The organism is Mycobacterium marinum (assembly GCF_003391395.1).
Taxonomy (GTDB): Bacteria; Actinomycetota; Actinomycetes; order Mycobacteriales; family Mycobacteriaceae; genus Mycobacterium; species Mycobacterium marinum.
Map to the genome: position 1 here is coordinate 5,952,267 of NZ_CP024190.1, position 15,006 is coordinate 5,967,272.

A 15,006-nucleotide genomic window follows, 5' to 3' on the forward strand; every position below is an offset into this window, starting at 1 on the left:
AGCGATGAGAAGGAGCGGCGGCGATGACCGAAGAGCGCGAGATGCTGCGGGAAACCGTCGCCGCCTTGGTGAACAAACACGCAAGCCCCGCGGCGGTTCGCAGCGCAATGGAGTCCGAACGAGGCTACGACGAGACGTTATGGCGGCTGCTGTGTGAGCAGGTTGGCGCCGCGGCCCTGGTGATACCCGAGGAGCTCGGCGGCGCGGGCGGCGAACTGACCGATGCCGCAATAGTTTTGCAGGAGCTGGGTCGGGCACTGGTACCTTCTCCCCTGCTCGGCACGACGCTCGCGGAGTTGGCCCTGCTGGCCGCTGCCGAACCCGATGCCAAGACGCTGGCCGGGCTGGCCGAGGGCAGCTCGATCGGGGCACTGGTGCTCGACCCCGACTACGTGCTCAACGGGGATACTGCGGATGTCGTCGTCGCCAGCACCGAGGGACAACTGAGCAGGTGGACCCGTTTCAGCGCCCATCGGGTGGCCACCATGGATCCGACCCGCAGACTGGCCCAACTGCGCGCCGAGGAGACGGCTTTTCTGGGTGAAGACCCCGGCCTGGCAGATGCCGCGGCAATTCTGCTGGCGGCCGAACAAATCGGCGCCGCCGAACGCTGCTTGGAGCTAACCGTCGAGTACGCGAAGAGCCGGGTGCAGTTCGGCCGCCCGATCGGCAGCTTCCAGGCGCTCAAGCACCGGATGGCCGACCTGTACGTCGAGGTGGCCGCGGCTCGGGCCGTAGTCACCGAGGCCTGCACTGCGCCGTCGCCCACCAGCGCCGCCACCGCGCGGCTAGCGGCCTGTGAAGCGCTGTGCGCGGTGGCCGCCGAGGGCATACAGTTGCACGGCGGCATCGCGATCACCTGGGAACACGACATGCATCTGTATTTCAAGCGAGCACACGGCAGCACCCACCTACTTGCTTCACCGCCAGAGCTGCTGCGCCGATTGGAATCGGAAGCACTAGGAGCCGGGCCATCAATACCATGAATGCCGTGAACACCCACATCGCCCGTAGAGCGGGCATCCCACCGTTTTATGTGATGGACGTCTGGCTGGCGGCCGCCGAACGCCAACGCACCCACGGCGATCTGGTGAACCTTTCGGCGGGCCAGCCCAGCGTCGGCGCACCAGAGCCGATACGTGCCGCCGCGGCCGCCGCCCTGCACCTCAACGAGCTCGGTTACACGGTAGCGCTGGGTATTCCGGAGTTGCGCGCGGCAATCGCCGCGGACTACCACCGCCAACATGGAATCTCGGTCGAACCGGAGGCGGTAGTGATAACCACCGGCTCCTCCGGTGGCTTCTTGCTCACCTTCCTGGCGTGTTTCGATGTGGGCGACCGGGTGGCGCTGGCCAGTCCTGGCTATCCGTGCTACCGGAACATCCTGTCGGCGCTGGGCTGCGAAGTCGTGGAAATCCCGTGCGGGCCCGAGACCCGGTTTCAACCCACCGCGGACATGCTCGCCCAGATCGATCCGCCGGTGCAGGGCGTCATCGTCGCCAGTCCGGCCAATCCGACCGGAACGGTCATACCGCCGGAGGAACTCGCCGCGATCGCGTCGTGGTGTGACGCCTCGGGCGCCCGACTGATCAGCGATGAGGTCTACCATGGCCTGGTCTATGAGGGCGCGCCGCCGACCAGCTGCGCCTGGCAGACGTCGCGAAACGCGGTGGTAGTAAACAGCTTTTCCAAGTACTACGCGATGACGGGCTGGCGGCTGGGCTGGCTGCTGGTACCAACCGAGCTGCGTCGCGCCGTGGATTGCCTGACCGGCAATTTCACCATCTGCCCACCGGTGCTGTCCCAGGTTGCCGCGGTGTCGGCGTTCACCCCCGAGGCAACCAAGGAAGCCGACGGCAATCTGCGCCACTACGCCAGCAACCGCTCCACGCTGCTCGACGGGCTGCGCCGCATCGGCATCGACCGGCTGGCCCCCACCGACGGCGCGTTCTACGTCTATGCCGATGTCTCCGACTTCACCGACGACTCGCTCAAGTTCTGCTCAAAGTTGCTGGCCGACACCGGCGTTGCCATCGCCCCCGGTATTGACTTCGACACCACAGGCGGGAATTCATTCGTCCGGCTGTCATTCGCGGGGCCGAGCGAAGACATCCGAGAGGCCCTGCGCAGGATCGAGTCCTGGCTACCCGAGCGCTAACCGGCCAGCGGCGTCACCGGTCTTCGGCTCCAAAACAGACCTTGTCGATGCGGGCCTCGAGCCGGCCGCGTTCACCGACGTCGGCAACGTTGATGCCGAACCGGTCGCCCAGCGTGTCGACTACCGCGGCAGCGTCTTCCAACAGGATCTTCTCGGTCCCGCCACGTCGGTGGATGGCCAAGTTGCGGCCCATCAAGTTCCACCGGGCATCGTCGGCGACGGTCGCGGCCATCAACCCGGTGACAAAGTGCGACGTTGGGTGCGTTGAGACGAACCAGCTGCCAACCCTGAGGTCGACTTGTGGCCGCGTCAGCGTGCTGAACTCATAGAGCGCCTGCCACTCGTCGCGGACCATCGCCTGCAGGACCAGCCCGTCGCCACGATCGTCGAGGCGATAGGGTTCCAGAGCTGTTTGCTGAACGGTGCCGGTTTCGAGCCGCAACGGAGCGGTCGGCGTCATCCCACCGAAGCCGACATCGACCAGATACGGCCCTTGGCAGCCCGGGAAGGTCACCGCCAATACGGTGTGTGTTTGCGCTGGAGTCGGCGCATCCGGCGGGGCCAGCCACACCACACGTCCGGCTAGCCGCCTTACCCGATATCCGAGTTCGGCCAGCACATAACCGATCAGCCCATTGTGTTCGTAGCAGTAGCCACCGCGACGGCGGTCCACCAGCTTGTCGGCCAGAGCTTCGGGACTTAGGTCATCGACCGGCACTCCCATCAACGGGTCCAGGTTCTCGAACGCGATCGCGCCAGTGTGTGCGCTCACCAAATCCCGCAATACGTCCAGCGTCGGGTCGGTTGCACCGCGATAGTTGATGCGGTCGAGGTATCCGGTCAGATCCAGCGCCATAGCGCCATTGTGCTAGGCGCGCCAATCGCCGCGCGACGGCCCAGCGGCGGACTTCGACAGGAAATACCCAAGGGGGTATTATCGGGAGCGCCCTACCCAACCAGGGTGAAGCGTCCGCGACATCGCCGCAGCAGTCGCGAGAAGGAGGAACCGTGGCCGACGTCGAGCTATACCTCGACCCGATTTGTCCGTTTGCGTGGGTCACCTCGCGCTGGCTGCTCGAAGCCGCGCAAAGCACGCACACCCCCGTCACCTTGCGCCAGATGAACCTGGCCGTTCTCAACGAAGGCAAGGACCTCGACGCCAAGCAGCAGCAGATGATGCAGCGATCACGGCAACTGGGACGGCTGTTCGCCGCGGTGACGACCAAGTATGGAGCGGACGCGTTCGCCCGGCTCTATGACTCGATCGGCACCCGCATCCATCTTCGCCGCGAAGAGATCACCCAAGGCGGCATCCGCGAAGCCCTCGCCGAGACCGGCCTGGACGAGTCGCTGTCCGAGACCCTCGACGACAGCGGGCTCGACGACGAGGCCAGGCATGCACACCAGGCCAGCCAGGATGCTCTCGGCGGCACCGCGGGCAGCCCGATCATCGCGGTCGACGGACAAGGCTTTTTTGGACCGGTACTCACCCGGATGCCCAGCGGTGCGGATGGCGTGCGGTTACTCGAAGCGGTGCTCACCGCCGCAAAAACCCCCGAATTCGCGGTCTTGCAGCGGCCCTACCAGGGGCCGCCGGTGCTCGATGGGACGGCCCGCTGATGTGTAGCCCAGTCAAATGCCGAACCTGCGGAAAGGTGACCTGGTCGGGCTGCGGGGCGCACGTGGATCAGGTTCGCGCGATGGTGCCGGAATCCCAGTGGTGCCCCGGCCACCCCAAGGACACCTCGAAACGGTTTTGGCCGCCGCGGCGCCCCTGACGACGGGAGTTCCCGGTATTTGAGGTAGCGGGCAGGCGGCGTCTCGCGCCGTCCGGTGAACCAACTACTATCTACGTACGTAGATAGTATTTTGTTGGCCATCGTCACCGAACCCTCGAACTCGACGGGAAGGGAATCACCATGCCCCGCCGCCTGATCGCCTCGCTCGCCGGCATCGCCGCCGCATTGACCATCGCAGCATGCGGTTCATCCGGAACGGCCTCACCAGCGGGCGCCCCCGCGTCGTCATCGAACGCGGTGGCCAACCGGGCCGCGCATGTCCCGGCCCAACTGCAGTTCACCACCAAAACCATTGATGGGAAGCCCTTCTCGGGAGAGAGCCTGGCGGGAAAGGCCACGGTGTTGTGGTTCTGGACACCGTGGTGCCCCAAGTGCCAACAGGAAGCACCGATCGTGGCTAAAGCCGCGGCCGCCAACCCGGAGGCGACATTCGTCGGGGTGGCCGCCCGCGAGGAAGCCTCCGCGATGCAGGCCTTCGTCGACAAATACCAGTTGGGCGACGTGACCCAACTTGCCGACAGCGACGGCCAGGTGTGGTCCAACTTCGGTGTCACACAGCAACCGGCATGGGCGTTCATCTCCGCCAACGGCGAGGTCGAGGTGGTCAAGGGTGGACTGAGCGAAGCCCAGTTGACCGAGCGGGTCAACGGGCTCACCGGGAAATGATCAATACCGCGGCCCTGAGCTTTGCCTTGGGCGCCGGGCTGGTGGCCGCCCTCAATCCGTGCGGCTTTGCCTTTCTCCCCGGTTATCTGGGCTTGGTGATCGCCGGCAGCCAAGGCACCTCCCGACCACGAGCGGTGCTGCGCGCCGGAGCGGCCACCGCGGGAATGTCGCTCGGCTTCCTCACGGTGTTCGGTGTTTTCGGACTGCTGATTTCACCGGTCATAGCTTCGGCCCAGAGATACCTGCCGTTCGCGACGGTGGTCATCGGGGTGCTGCTTGTCGGTCTTGCCATCTGGCTACTGGCCGGCAAGGAACTCAGCATCATCTTGCCCAAGAGCATGGGGGGTACGCCGACAACTCGGCTCGGTTCCATGTACGGCTACGGCGTGGGCTACGCCGTAGCCTCGCTATCTTGCACCGTTGCGCCGTTTCTCGCGGTGATCAGCACCACCTTCAAACAGGGCTCCGTACTGTCGGGGGTGCTGGCCTTCGTCGCCTATGCCGTCGGAATGACCCTCACGGTGGGCGTAGCGGCGCTCACCGTTGCGCTGGCCGGTTCATCTGCCACCGCAGCGTTTCGGCGCATCTTGCCTTTCGTGGGCCGGATCGCGGGCGTGATCGTCCTCATCACCGGCCTTTACGTCGCCTACTACGGCTACTACGAAATCCGGCTGTATTTCACCAGCGCCGAAACCGACGACCCGGTGATCCAGGCCGCAAGCACGCTGCAGGACAGCTTGATTCGGCTGGTAGACGGGCTCAGCCCGTGGCTGCTACTGGGCGTCGCGGCAGCACTTGTCGCCGTCGCCGTGGGCTGGCACACCCTGGCGCGACGGCGCGCCAGCAATCCCGCCGCGCAATCGCTGCCCGACCCAACGTCATAGCCGACAAGCCAGTCCAAGGATCATCGGCGAAACCACCGCGAGACTGATGGTCGCCCAGAGCATCAACCGCTCCTGCCACCAACTGCGGCGCGACACCGAGATGGCCAGCCGTTCGGCACGAGCCACCGTGGCGGTATTGGCCGCGCCCAATGCGGCGGGCGCCATGGCTGGCCCCTCGGTCAGCGCCAACAGGCCGCGCAGTAACGCCATCTTGCCGTGGCTGCGCACCGCGACGTCGTCGGCGCACATCTCGAGAAGGTCGGCCACCACCTTTGCTGCCGCGGCGAACAGTGGTAGCCGCGGCAGGCTCGACGCCAGCGCCCGCAGCGCCATGAGCAAGTCGTGGTGGCGGCTGGCCAGGTGCGCGTATTCGTGTGCCAGCACGGCCGCCAGCTGCGGCCCATCGAGGCGGCCGAGCGCGCCGCTGGTGACCACGATGACCGAGTTCGGACGGCCGGTCACGCAGTAGGCCGCGGGCTGTGGTGCCGGGACCACAACCACGCCGGGCCAGTCGCTGGCTCCTCCGATCGTTCGGGCGGTCGCCGCGTGCAGCCAACTGGCGGATCGCTGGCGCCGCAACTGCCGGCCCATGCGCCAGCACACGATGACGGTGGCCACCGCTCCGGTCGACAGCACACCCACCGCAAGCGCCGAGGCGATCCCGCGCGGCAGGCCCAGTTCGCCGGCCAGGCCCAGCTCTTTGAGGCACAGGGCCAGGGCCCGGTGGCGCCATATGCTGTCCAATACCGCCGCGCCGAGGAACACCAGAGCGCCCACCCATGCGGCAATAGCGGCGAACACCGCGCTCAGCCATGACGCCACCGCCAGCCGCGGGTGCACCCCGGTGCCGGTAACCCGTCGCAGCAGCACCGGCCCTAGCCAGATCAGGGCGGATGCGTACGCAAATAAGAGCAAAGCCGCGTTCATGACTCTTCCTGGTCGTCGATGATCCGGCGCAGCGCGTCGCGGACCCGCACAGCATCGTGTTCATCCATCTGTTTCAGAAAAAACGCCAAGACCAGGTCCGAGTCGCCGCCGGCGTCGAAGGCATCGTGCATCAGGCGGGCGGAATGCTCTTCGCGAGTCATGGTCGGCCAGTAACTGAACGCCTTGCCCACCCGTTCGCGCTGCAACCAGCCCTTGCGGTGCAGATTGTCCATGGTGGACATCACCGTGGTGTAGGCAATCTGGCGGTCGTGAGCCAGGTCATCGAAGACGCCGCGTACCGTCACGGCCCCGCCGTGGTCCCATACGCGGTCCATGATGACCGTCTCGAGTTCGCCGAAGCGCCGAACCTGCACGGCTCTACTCTCTCGCACGTTCGCGCCGATCGCTATTCCGGTGCCGAACAACCGCGATATGCAGCCGATTCGCGCTTGTTTGATTTCTGTCTAATACGGGGAACCCGGTACAGACGACCACAGCACCACCGACTAGCACCGGAGCCCTCATGAACAGCAGCATGATTTGGATCGTCGTCGGGGTAGTAGCAGCGATAGTCGTGCTCGGCGGCCTGATCGTCGTGGCCAGCAGGACGCGGCGCCACCGCCGGCAACAGCAGGCCGAAGAGATTCGCGATCAGGCCCGACTTCAGGCCGCCCAATTGGAACGACGTCAGGCACTCGCCGACGAAACCGCCGCCAAGGCGCGCGCCGCCCAAGCCGAGGCCGAGGTGAAGGCCGCCGAAGCCGCGCGGTTGCAGGAACGCGCGGCCCAACACCAAAGCGAGGCCGAAGCGACCCGGACGCAACTAGACGAGCAGTGGCAACGCGCCGAGGACCTGGCCCCAGAAGCCGGGGCGCAATCATCGCAGACCGCTTCGCAAAGCGACGCCGTGGACACCGGTAGCAGCCGGTAACCGAAGGCGGGCGTAGCGCCACGGCGAAATTTTCCCCTTGATTTTCGCCGTGGCGTTGCGTTCGCGGGAAGAGGGAGGCAGCCCGCTAGAGCCAGGTGTCCTGGGTCGTTGCGGTCAAAAACGCTTCCAGGTCGTCACGCCACTGAGCGGGCGTGGTCTTGTCCGGTTCGATGCCCGTGTAGTCGCCCCGGTAGAACAGCAGCGGCCGAGGCTTGATCTTGGGCACTTCCGATAGCGAATGAACCGCGCCGAAGACCACGAAGTGATCTCCGCCGTCATGCACCGAGGCCACCGTGCAATCGATGTAGGCCAGCGACCCATCAATGATCGGCGAACCGAGTTCAGAAGGGCGCCAATCGATACCGGCGAACTTGTCGGGCTCCTTGGACCCGAACCGCGCCGACACGGACTTTTGTTTCTCGGTGAGCACGTTCACGCAGAACCGGCCGCTGGCCTCGATGGCTTTCCAGGAACGCGACACCTTGGTCGGACAGAACAACACCAGCGGCGGGTCTAGCGACAGCGCCGCAAAAGACTGACACGCAAACCCACTCGGCACGTCGTCTTGCACCGTGGTGATGATGGTGATCCCGGTGCAGAACTGTCCGAGCACGTGGCGAAATGTGCGCGGGTCGATCGGGTCAGCCGCCATTGTCGTCCGAGCTAGCCGCGAGCGCCGACCGTGAAGTCATGGCCCCACAGACTGACCGCTGTACTTTCCCGGGCGATCCAATCGTGGTCATCGACCTGTCTTCCCTCACAACCGAATTCAACATCGAACCCACCGGGCGTCTTCATGTAGAACGACAGCATCAGGTCGTTGACATGCCGGCCCAGGGTGGCCGACATGGGTACTTTGCGACGCAACGCGCGGTCCAGGCACAGACCCACGTCGTCGGAATTCTGCACCTCGACCATCAAATGCACGATGCCGCTGGGCGTCGGTAGCGGCAGGAAAGCCAGCGAATGGTGACGGGGATTGCAGCCGAAGAAGCGCAACCAGGCCGGCGCTCCGTCAGCGGGACGGCCAACCACCTGCGGCGGCATCCGCATCGAGTCACGCAGCTTGAAGCCCAGCACATCCCGATAGAAGTGCAGCGCCTCGGCGTCGTCGCGGGTGGTCAGCACGACGTGCCCCAGCCCCTGCTCACCGGTGACAAACTTGTGCCCATACGGGCTCACCACCCGCCGGTGCTCCAGCGCGGCGCCGTGGAACACCGCCAGCGGGTTTCCCGATGGGTCGGAGAACAAGATCATCTCGTCGACGCGGCGGTCCGCCAGTTCGGCGGCGGTAGCTTCCTTGTAGGGCGTGCCTTCCACGTCGAGCCGATTCCGGATTTCTTGCAGCCCTTGGGCATCCGCACATTCCCAGCCGGCCTCGGCTAACCGGTCCTGGGTGCCGGGCACGATCACCAGCCGGGCCGGAAAGTCATCCATGCGCAGATACAGCGCACCCTCGGTACTGCCTTTTCCCTCGACCATGCCGAGCACCTTGAGCCCGTACTCGCGCCAGGCAGCCATATCGGTGGCTTCGATGCGCAGATAGCCCAGCGAACGGATGCTCATCTCGCACCTCCTAAGAAATCAATGGTCAACCGGTTGAACTCGTCAAACTTCTCCACCTGCGCCCAATGTCCGCACTGCCCGAAGACGTGCAGTTGGGCGCGCGGGATCGTTTTCAGCGCCACCAGCGCTCCGTCGAGCGGATTCACCCGATCCTCACGACCCCAGATCAGCAGTACCGGCTGACGCAGCTTGTAAACTTCGCGCCACATCATGCCGAGCTCGAAATCCGCTGCGGCGAAGGACTTTCCCATTGCCCGCGTGGCGGCCAGCGACTCAGGTGTGCGGGCCAGTTCAAAACGCTGGTCCACCAGCTCGGGGGTGATCAGCTTCTGGTCGTAGACCATGACCCGCAGGAACGCCTCGAGGTTCTCCCGGGTGGGTGCGACCGAGAACTTCCCCAGTCGTTTCACCCCTTCGGTCGGGTCAGGCGCAAACAGGTTGATGCTCAGCCCGCCCGGGCCCATCAACACCAAACGTCCGGCCCGGTCCGGGTAGTCGAGCGCAAAGCGCACCGCGGTGCCGCCGCCCAGCGAATTGCCCACCAGCGGAACGCGTCCCAGCCCCAATTGGTCGAACAATTCCTTGAGCGCCCTAGCCGCATAATGATTGAACTGGCCGTGCTCGGCCCGCTTGTCGGAGTGACCGTATCCGGGCTGGTCGACGGCCAGCACGTGGAACTGCTGGGCCAGCACCTCGATATTGCGGGCGAAGTTCGACCAGCTCGACGCCCCGGGTCCGCCGCCGTGCAACAGCACCACGGTCTGATCGTTGCCGACGCCCGCTTCGTGATAGTGCAGCTTCAGCGGTCCGTCGACGTCGACCTCGGCATAGCGCGAGGTGGATTCGAATGTGTGCTCTGCAGTCTTGGACTGGGTCACTGTCATCAGACCATGGTGTCGCCGGCCGGCAACCCGAATTCGTTGTTCCCGAATATCACGTACGCACGCTCGGGGTCGTTGGCCGCATGCACCCGGCCGGCGTGCGCGTCGCGCCAGAACCGCTGAATAGGAGCGTCATTGGCCAGGGCGGTGGCACCGGAGGCCTCAAACAACCGGTCAATCGAGGCGATCGACCGGCCGGTGGCGCGCACCTGATCACGACGCGCCCGCGTCCGAAGGCCGAAGGGAATCTCTTTGCCGGCGGACAACAACGCGTACTCGTCACCGACGTTGCCCATCAGCTGTCGCCAGGCGGCGTCGATGTCGCTGGCCGCTTCGGCGATGCGGACCTTTGCGAACGGGTCATCCTTGGCCTTCTCGCCGGCGAATGCGGCACGCACGCGCTTGCCCTGGTGCTCGACGTGCGCGTCGTACGCGCCGTAGGCCATCCCGACGATGGGGGCCGTGATCGTGGTGGGGTGCATTGTGCCCCATGGCATTTTGTAGACGGGTGCGGTGTTGGTCTGCAGCCCGCCCGCGGTGTGGTCGTTCATCGCCTTGTAAGACAGGAACCGGTGCCGTGGCACGAAAACATCTTTGACCACCACGGTGTTGCTGCCGGTGCCTCGCAGACCGACCACATGCCAGACATCGTCGATGCGGTACTCGGTACGGGGAATCAGGAAGCTACCGAAGTCGACCGGGCGGCCGTCCTTGATCACCGGACCACCCGCGAAACACCAGGTCGCGTGATCACAGCCGGATGACCAGTTCCATGAGCCGTTGACCAGGTAGCCGCCGTCGACCACGACGCCCGCGCCCATCGGCGCATAGGACGAGGAGATCCGCGTCTTGGGGTCACTGCCCCAGACCTCTTCCTGGGCAAGCTGATCAAACAGTGCCAGATGCCAGTTGTGCACGCCGATGATCGAGCTCACCCAGCCGGTGGAACCGCACGCGCTCGCCAGCCGCCGCGTCGCCTCGTAGAACAGCGTGGGATCGCACTGCAGGCCGCCCCACTGCTCGGGTTGCAGCAGGGTGAAGAAGCCGACATCTTCGAGTGCCTGGACGGTCTCGTCCGGCAGCCTGCGCAGATCCTCAGTCGCTTGAGCCCGCTCCCGAAGCTGCGGGAGCAGATCATCGATGGCAGCCAGCACCGACTGCGCATCGCGCTGTTGAATCGTCGTCACTTACCTTTGCCTCCTGCGAGTGCGGACTGGGCACCGCGGCCGATGCGGACCCACGGAACAGCCGGGCATGGAACCTAGAGCAAGACTAGAACACGTTCCGATTTGTGTCGAGCAGGGTATTCCTGCACCTGGTAGCGATGTGAATCGAGTTTTCTATAACATGTTCTAGTCGAGACCAAGGAGAGGGCGGCTATTGACCGACGCAATTCCTGACGAGCCACTTGGCAGCCATGTCCTGGAACTGCAGATCGCCGAGGTCGTCGCCGAAACCGACGACGCCCGGTCGCTGGTGTTCGCCGTTCCGGACGGTTCCGATGACCCTCGGATCCCACCGGAGCGCCTACGCTACGCGCCCGGCCAGTTTCTGACGCTTCGGGTTCCCAGCGAGCGCACCGGTTCGGTGGCGCGTTGCTACTCGCTGTGCAGCTCGCCGTTTACCGATGACGCGCTGACCGTGACGGTCAAGCGCACCGCCGACGGTTATGCGTCCAACTGGCTGTGCGACAACGCCCATCAGGGGATGCGCATCCATGTGCTGGCGCCGTCGGGCAACTTCGTACCCAAGACGCTCGATGACGACTTTCTGCTGCTGGCGGCGGGCAGCGGGATCACCCCGATCATGTCGATCTGCAAGTCGGCGCTGGCCGAGGGCAGCGGGCAGGTGACGCTGCTCTACGCCAACCGCGACGAACGCTCGGTGATATTCGCCGACGCACTGCGCGAGCTGTCGGCCAAGTATCCGGACCGGCTCACGGTGGTGCATTGGCTCGAGTCGCTGCAGGGACTGCCCAGCGCGACCGCACTGGCACAGCTGGCCGCGCCCTTCACCGGCCGAACCGCCTTCATCTGCGGCCCCGGCCCGTTCATGGAGGCCGCGCGCGTCGCCCTGCAGACCCTGGATGTGCCTGCCGGGCAAGTGCATATCGAGGTGTTCAAGTCGCTGGAGTCGGATCCGTTCGCGGCGGTGACGGTCGAGGACTCCGCGGCCGAACCACCGGCCACGGCGGTGGTGGAACTGGACGGACAAACCCACACCGTGTCCTGGCCGCGCAGCGCCAAGCTGCTCGACGTGCTGCTGGCCGCCGGTTTGGACGCACCGTTCTCGTGCCGGGAAGGGCACTGCGGCGCCTGCGCGGCCACCCTGCGCAGCGGCAAGGTGAACATGGAAGTCAACGACGTGCTCGAGCAGCAGGATCTCGACGATGGACTGATTTTGGCCTGTCAATCTCACCCGGAATCTGATTCGGTGGAAGTGACCTACGACGAATAGTCGCGGCGTTAAGTTCACCCAGACGGGTCGACGAGAGGACGCACGATGAGGCGGCTGATGACAGGCCTGGCGATTCCCGCGCTGATGCTCACCTTCTTGCCCAGTCCCACCTCGGCCGCGGCCAGCAATACCGCCACCACCCTGTTCCCGGTCGATGAGACCACCCAACTCGAGACGCACTCGTTCGTCGACTGCCACCCCAACGGCAGCTGCGACTTCGTCGCCGGAGCAAACCTGCGCACCCCAGAAGGCCCGACGGGGTTTCCGCCCGGGTTGTGGGCACGTCAAACCACCGAGATCAGGTCGTCGAATCGATTGGCTTACCTGGACGCGCATGCCACCAGCCAGTTCGAACGGGTGATGAAGCAGGCCGGCTCCGACGTGATCACCACCGTCTACTTCGGCGAGGGCCCACCCGACAAGTACCAGACGACCGGCGTGATCGACTCCGCCAGCTGGGAAACCGGCCAGCCGATGACCAACGTGAATGTCTACGTGTGCACGCACATGCAGGTGGTCTACCCCGGGGTCAACCTCACCTCCCCCAGCACCTGCGCGCAGACCAACTTCTCCTAGCGCTCCCGGCGGCAGCTAGCGCGGCAGACCCAGCAGCCGTTCGGCCGCCACGGTCAGCAGGATCTGTTCGGTGCCACCGGCAATCGTGAGACACCGGGTGTTGAGGAAATCGAACACGGCACGGTTCTCCACCAGACCGCCGCCGGCGGACACATCCATCATGTATTCGGCCAGCGCCTGGCGATAACGCACTCCGATCAGCTTGCGCACGCTGGATTGCGCTCCCGGATCCCGCCCGCCCATGACCAGTTGGGCGATGCGCTGATCGAGCAGTGCACCGGTTTGGGTGGCAACGATCAACCTGGCCAGCCGATCCTGCTGGCCGGTGTCGAGTTCCAGCTCGGCCAGCACCTCGAGCAGCTCTTCCATCGGGTTGCCCAGCGCCGTCCCGGTGGCCATCGCGACCCGCTCGTTGGCCAGTGTGGTGCGGGCCAGCCGCCAGCCGTCGTTGACCGCTCCGACCACCATCTCGTCGGGAATGAACACGTTCTCCAGAAAGACCTCGTTGAACAACGAGTCGCCGGTGATCTCACGCAGCGGCCGGATCTCGATCCCCGGCGCGGTCATGTCCAGCAGGAAGTAGGTGATGCCCTTGTGTTTCGGGGCGTCCGGGTCGGTCCGGGCCAGGCACACGCCCCACCGGGCTTTGTGCGCCGCGGAGGTCCATACCTTCTGTCCGGTCAGCAGCCAGCCGCCGTCACCGCGGACCGCCTTGGTGCGCAGCGACGCCAGGTCCGAACCGGCACCCGGCTCGGAAAACAGCTGACACCAAAGGAAGTCACCACGCAGGGTGCTCGGTACAAAGCGCGCGATCTGTTCGGGCGTGCCGTGTTCGAGGATGGTGGGCGCCGCCCACCACCCGATCACCAGATCCGGCCGCACCACGCCGGCCGCCGCCAGCTCCTGGTCGATCAGCAATTGCTCGGCCGGGGATGCGCCGCGCCCGTAGGGCGCCGGCCAATGCGGTGCCAGCAGGCCGGCTTCGGCCAGGGCGACCTGACGCTTCTGCTCGGGCAGCGCGGCAACGTCTGCGACGGCCGCGGCGATCTCGGGACGCAGGTCGGCCACCTCGGAAAGGTCGATGTCGAGGCGACGACGCACACCGGCCTGGGTCAACGCGGCGACGCGGCGCAGCCAGCGCTCGGCGCCGCCGAGGAATCGGCCGATGCTGTGGGCCCGGCGCAGATACAGATGAGCGTCGTGCTCCCAGGTGCAGCCGATACCGCCGAGCACCTGAATGCAGTCTTTGACATTGGCCTTCGCGGCCGAAATGCCGATGCTGGCGGCCAGCGCCGCCGCGAGTGCGAATTGTTGGTCGTCGGACTCCGCGGCCGCCCGGGCCGCGTCGGCGGCGGCCACGTCGGCCTGCTCGGCCCGGCAGAGCATCTCGGCGCAGAGGTGCTTGATGGCCTGGAAGCTACCGATCGGCTTGCCGAACTGCTCGCGCACCTTGGCGTAGGCCACCGCGGTTTCCAACGCCCACCGGGTGACCCCGGCCGCCTCGGCCGCCAGCACGGTCGCGGTCAGATCCTCGACCCGCTGCCCCAACTCGCCCAGCGACAGCGCCGGCGCCGCGGCCAGCACCACCCGGGCCAGCGGCCGGGAAAAGTCCGTGGCCGCCAATGGCTCCACCGCCACCCCCTCGGCGGTGGTGTCGACGAGCAGCCAACTCGCCCCGGCCGGCAGCAGCACCACGCCGCCGGCGATAGCGCCCAGTACCAGCGGGGCGCTACCCGAGGCGAGGGAGGTGTTCTGGTCGAACTGCAGCTCACCCTCGAGCGCCAGCCCGGCGAACCGGTCGCCCGACGCCAGTGCGGCCAGCAACTGGGGTTCGGCGCCGGCCTCGGCCAGCACCGCGGCGGCCACGGCGGTGCCGGCCACCGGCCCCGGCACCAGCGCCTTGGCCGCTTCCTCGATCATGGCGCACAGGTCCTCGATGGTGCCGCCGGCACCGCCGTGGTCCTCAGGAACCGCAACGCCGAACAGACCCAGTTCGGCCAGGCCGGTGAACACCGGGCGCCAAGCGTCGGCGTTTCCCCGCTCAATTTCACGGCTCGCGGCGGTCGGAATCTCCCCCGCGGCCGCAGTTCGGGCCCAGTCGCGCACCAACTCGCGCGCCGCCAACTGTTGGTCGGAGACAATCGCTACCACCTGCAGTCCT

General features: G+C 66.0%; 16 protein-coding genes. 8 read left to right on the forward strand and 8 right to left on the reverse strand.

Annotated features, from left to right (window positions below):
• The first annotated feature begins 23 nt into the window (after nucleotides 1-23).
• Nucleotides 24-986, forward strand: a complete 963-nt coding sequence (gene ipdE2, locus CCUG20998_RS25185) for an acyl-CoA dehydrogenase IpdE2 (RefSeq protein ID WP_020730821.1) — start codon at nucleotides 24-26, stop codon at nucleotides 984-986.
• The gene (locus CCUG20998_RS25190; protein ID WP_038580996.1) at nucleotides 983-2,158 is read left to right on the forward strand and encodes a pyridoxal phosphate-dependent aminotransferase; all 1,176 of its coding nucleotides are present in this window, start codon (nucleotides 983-985) and stop codon (nucleotides 2,156-2,158) included. Before ipdE2 ends, CCUG20998_RS25190 begins: the two co-directional genes overlap by 4 nt.
• A 13-nt stretch (nucleotides 2,159-2,171) precedes the next feature.
• On the opposite strand, the gene CCUG20998_RS25195 is transcribed toward CCUG20998_RS25190, so the two are convergent.
• Nucleotides 2,172-3,014 carry an arylamine N-acetyltransferase family protein gene (locus CCUG20998_RS25195; protein WP_020730822.1) on the reverse strand — a complete coding sequence of 281 codons (843 nt, stop codon included), beginning with the start codon at nucleotides 3,012-3,014 and terminating at the stop codon, nucleotides 2,172-2,174.
• Nucleotides 3,015-3,166: 152 nt separating this feature from the next.
• On the opposite strand from CCUG20998_RS25195, the gene CCUG20998_RS25200 reads away from it, so the two are divergent.
• The 3 genes from CCUG20998_RS25200 to CCUG20998_RS25210 all read left to right on the forward strand — a co-directional run bounded on the left by CCUG20998_RS25200 (nucleotide 3,167) and on the right by CCUG20998_RS25210 (nucleotide 5,507).
• The gene (locus CCUG20998_RS25200) at nucleotides 3,167-3,778 is read left to right on the forward strand and encodes a mycothiol-dependent nitroreductase Rv2466c family protein (protein ID WP_020730823.1); all 612 of its coding nucleotides are present in this window, start codon (nucleotides 3,167-3,169) and stop codon (nucleotides 3,776-3,778) included.
• Nucleotides 3,779-4,077: 299 nt separating this feature from the next.
• A complete protein-coding gene (locus CCUG20998_RS25205) occupies nucleotides 4,078-4,623 on the forward strand; it encodes a thiol:disulfide interchange protein (RefSeq protein WP_012396581.1) in 546 nt (181 codons plus the stop codon).
• On the forward strand, nucleotides 4,620-5,507 hold the full coding sequence (locus tag CCUG20998_RS25210; protein ID WP_015357420.1) for a cytochrome c biogenesis CcdA family protein: 888 nt from the start codon (nucleotides 4,620-4,622) through the stop codon (nucleotides 5,505-5,507). Before CCUG20998_RS25205 ends, CCUG20998_RS25210 begins: the two co-directional genes overlap by 4 nt.
• Here the strand turns inward: CCUG20998_RS25210 and CCUG20998_RS25215 are convergent.
• Nucleotides 5,502-6,434, reverse strand: a complete 933-nt coding sequence (locus CCUG20998_RS25215; RefSeq protein WP_020730826.1) for a M56 family metallopeptidase — start codon at nucleotides 6,432-6,434, stop codon at nucleotides 5,502-5,504. The two genes, CCUG20998_RS25210 and CCUG20998_RS25215, sit on opposite strands and share 6 nt — an antisense overlap.
• Nucleotides 6,431-6,808, reverse strand: a complete 378-nt coding sequence (locus CCUG20998_RS25220) for a BlaI/MecI/CopY family transcriptional regulator (RefSeq protein WP_020730827.1) — start codon at nucleotides 6,806-6,808, stop codon at nucleotides 6,431-6,433. The genes CCUG20998_RS25215 and CCUG20998_RS25220 overlap by 4 nt, the downstream gene beginning before the upstream one ends.
• Nucleotides 6,809-6,957: 149 nt before the next feature.
• On the opposite strand from CCUG20998_RS25220, the gene CCUG20998_RS25225 reads away from it, so the two are divergent.
• Entirely contained in the window at nucleotides 6,958-7,365 is a 408-nt protein-coding gene (locus CCUG20998_RS25225) for a hypothetical protein (RefSeq protein ID WP_020730828.1), read from the forward strand.
• 85 nt (nucleotides 7,366-7,450) lie between these two features.
• On the opposite strand, the gene hsaB is transcribed toward CCUG20998_RS25225, so the two are convergent.
• The 4 genes from hsaB to hsaA are packed head-to-tail and all read right to left on the reverse strand — an operon-like array spanning nucleotide 7,451 to nucleotide 10,999.
• Complete coding sequence (gene hsaB / locus CCUG20998_RS25230) at nucleotides 7,451-8,017, reverse strand: 3-hydroxy-9,10-secoandrosta-1,3,5(10)-triene-9,17-dione monooxygenase reductase subunit (protein ID WP_020730829.1); 567 nt, start codon at nucleotides 8,015-8,017, stop codon at nucleotides 7,451-7,453.
• An 11-nt stretch (nucleotides 8,018-8,028) separates the two neighbouring features.
• Nucleotides 8,029-8,931 carry an iron-dependent extradiol dioxygenase HsaC gene (hsaC, locus tag CCUG20998_RS25235; RefSeq protein WP_011741783.1) on the reverse strand — a complete coding sequence of 301 codons (903 nt, stop codon included), beginning with the start codon at nucleotides 8,929-8,931 and terminating at the stop codon, nucleotides 8,029-8,031.
• Nucleotides 8,928-9,815, reverse strand: a complete 888-nt coding sequence (gene hsaD, locus CCUG20998_RS25240; RefSeq protein WP_012396587.1) for a 4,5:9,10-diseco-3-hydroxy-5,9,17-trioxoandrosta-1(10),2-diene-4-oate hydrolase — start codon at nucleotides 9,813-9,815, stop codon at nucleotides 8,928-8,930. Before hsaD ends, hsaC begins: the two co-directional genes overlap by 4 nt.
• A complete protein-coding gene (gene hsaA / locus CCUG20998_RS25245; protein ID WP_020730830.1) occupies nucleotides 9,815-10,999 on the reverse strand; it encodes a 3-hydroxy-9,10-secoandrosta-1,3,5(10)-triene-9,17-dione monooxygenase oxygenase subunit in 1,185 nt (394 codons plus the stop codon). The genes hsaD and hsaA overlap by 1 nt, the downstream gene beginning before the upstream one ends.
• 193 nt (nucleotides 11,000-11,192) lie before the next feature.
• Between hsaA and CCUG20998_RS25250 the strand changes: the two genes are divergently transcribed.
• Both CCUG20998_RS25250 and CCUG20998_RS25255 read left to right on the forward strand, forming a co-directional pair.
• Nucleotides 11,193-12,269: a ferredoxin--NADP reductase gene (locus CCUG20998_RS25250; RefSeq protein WP_020726788.1), complete on the forward strand. Its 1,077-nt coding sequence runs from the start codon at nucleotides 11,193-11,195 to the stop codon at nucleotides 12,267-12,269.
• A 45-nt stretch (nucleotides 12,270-12,314) separates the two neighbouring features.
• Complete coding sequence (locus CCUG20998_RS25255) at nucleotides 12,315-12,845, forward strand: hypothetical protein (protein WP_012396590.1); 531 nt, start codon at nucleotides 12,315-12,317, stop codon at nucleotides 12,843-12,845.
• Between the two features lie 15 nt (nucleotides 12,846-12,860).
• Here the strand turns inward: CCUG20998_RS25255 and CCUG20998_RS25260 are convergent, their stop codons facing one another.
• Nucleotides 12,861-14,996: an acyl-CoA dehydrogenase family protein gene (locus CCUG20998_RS25260; protein WP_020730832.1), complete on the reverse strand. Its 2,136-nt coding sequence runs from the start codon at nucleotides 14,994-14,996 to the stop codon at nucleotides 12,861-12,863.
• Between the last annotated feature and the right edge of the window lie 10 nt (nucleotides 14,997-15,006).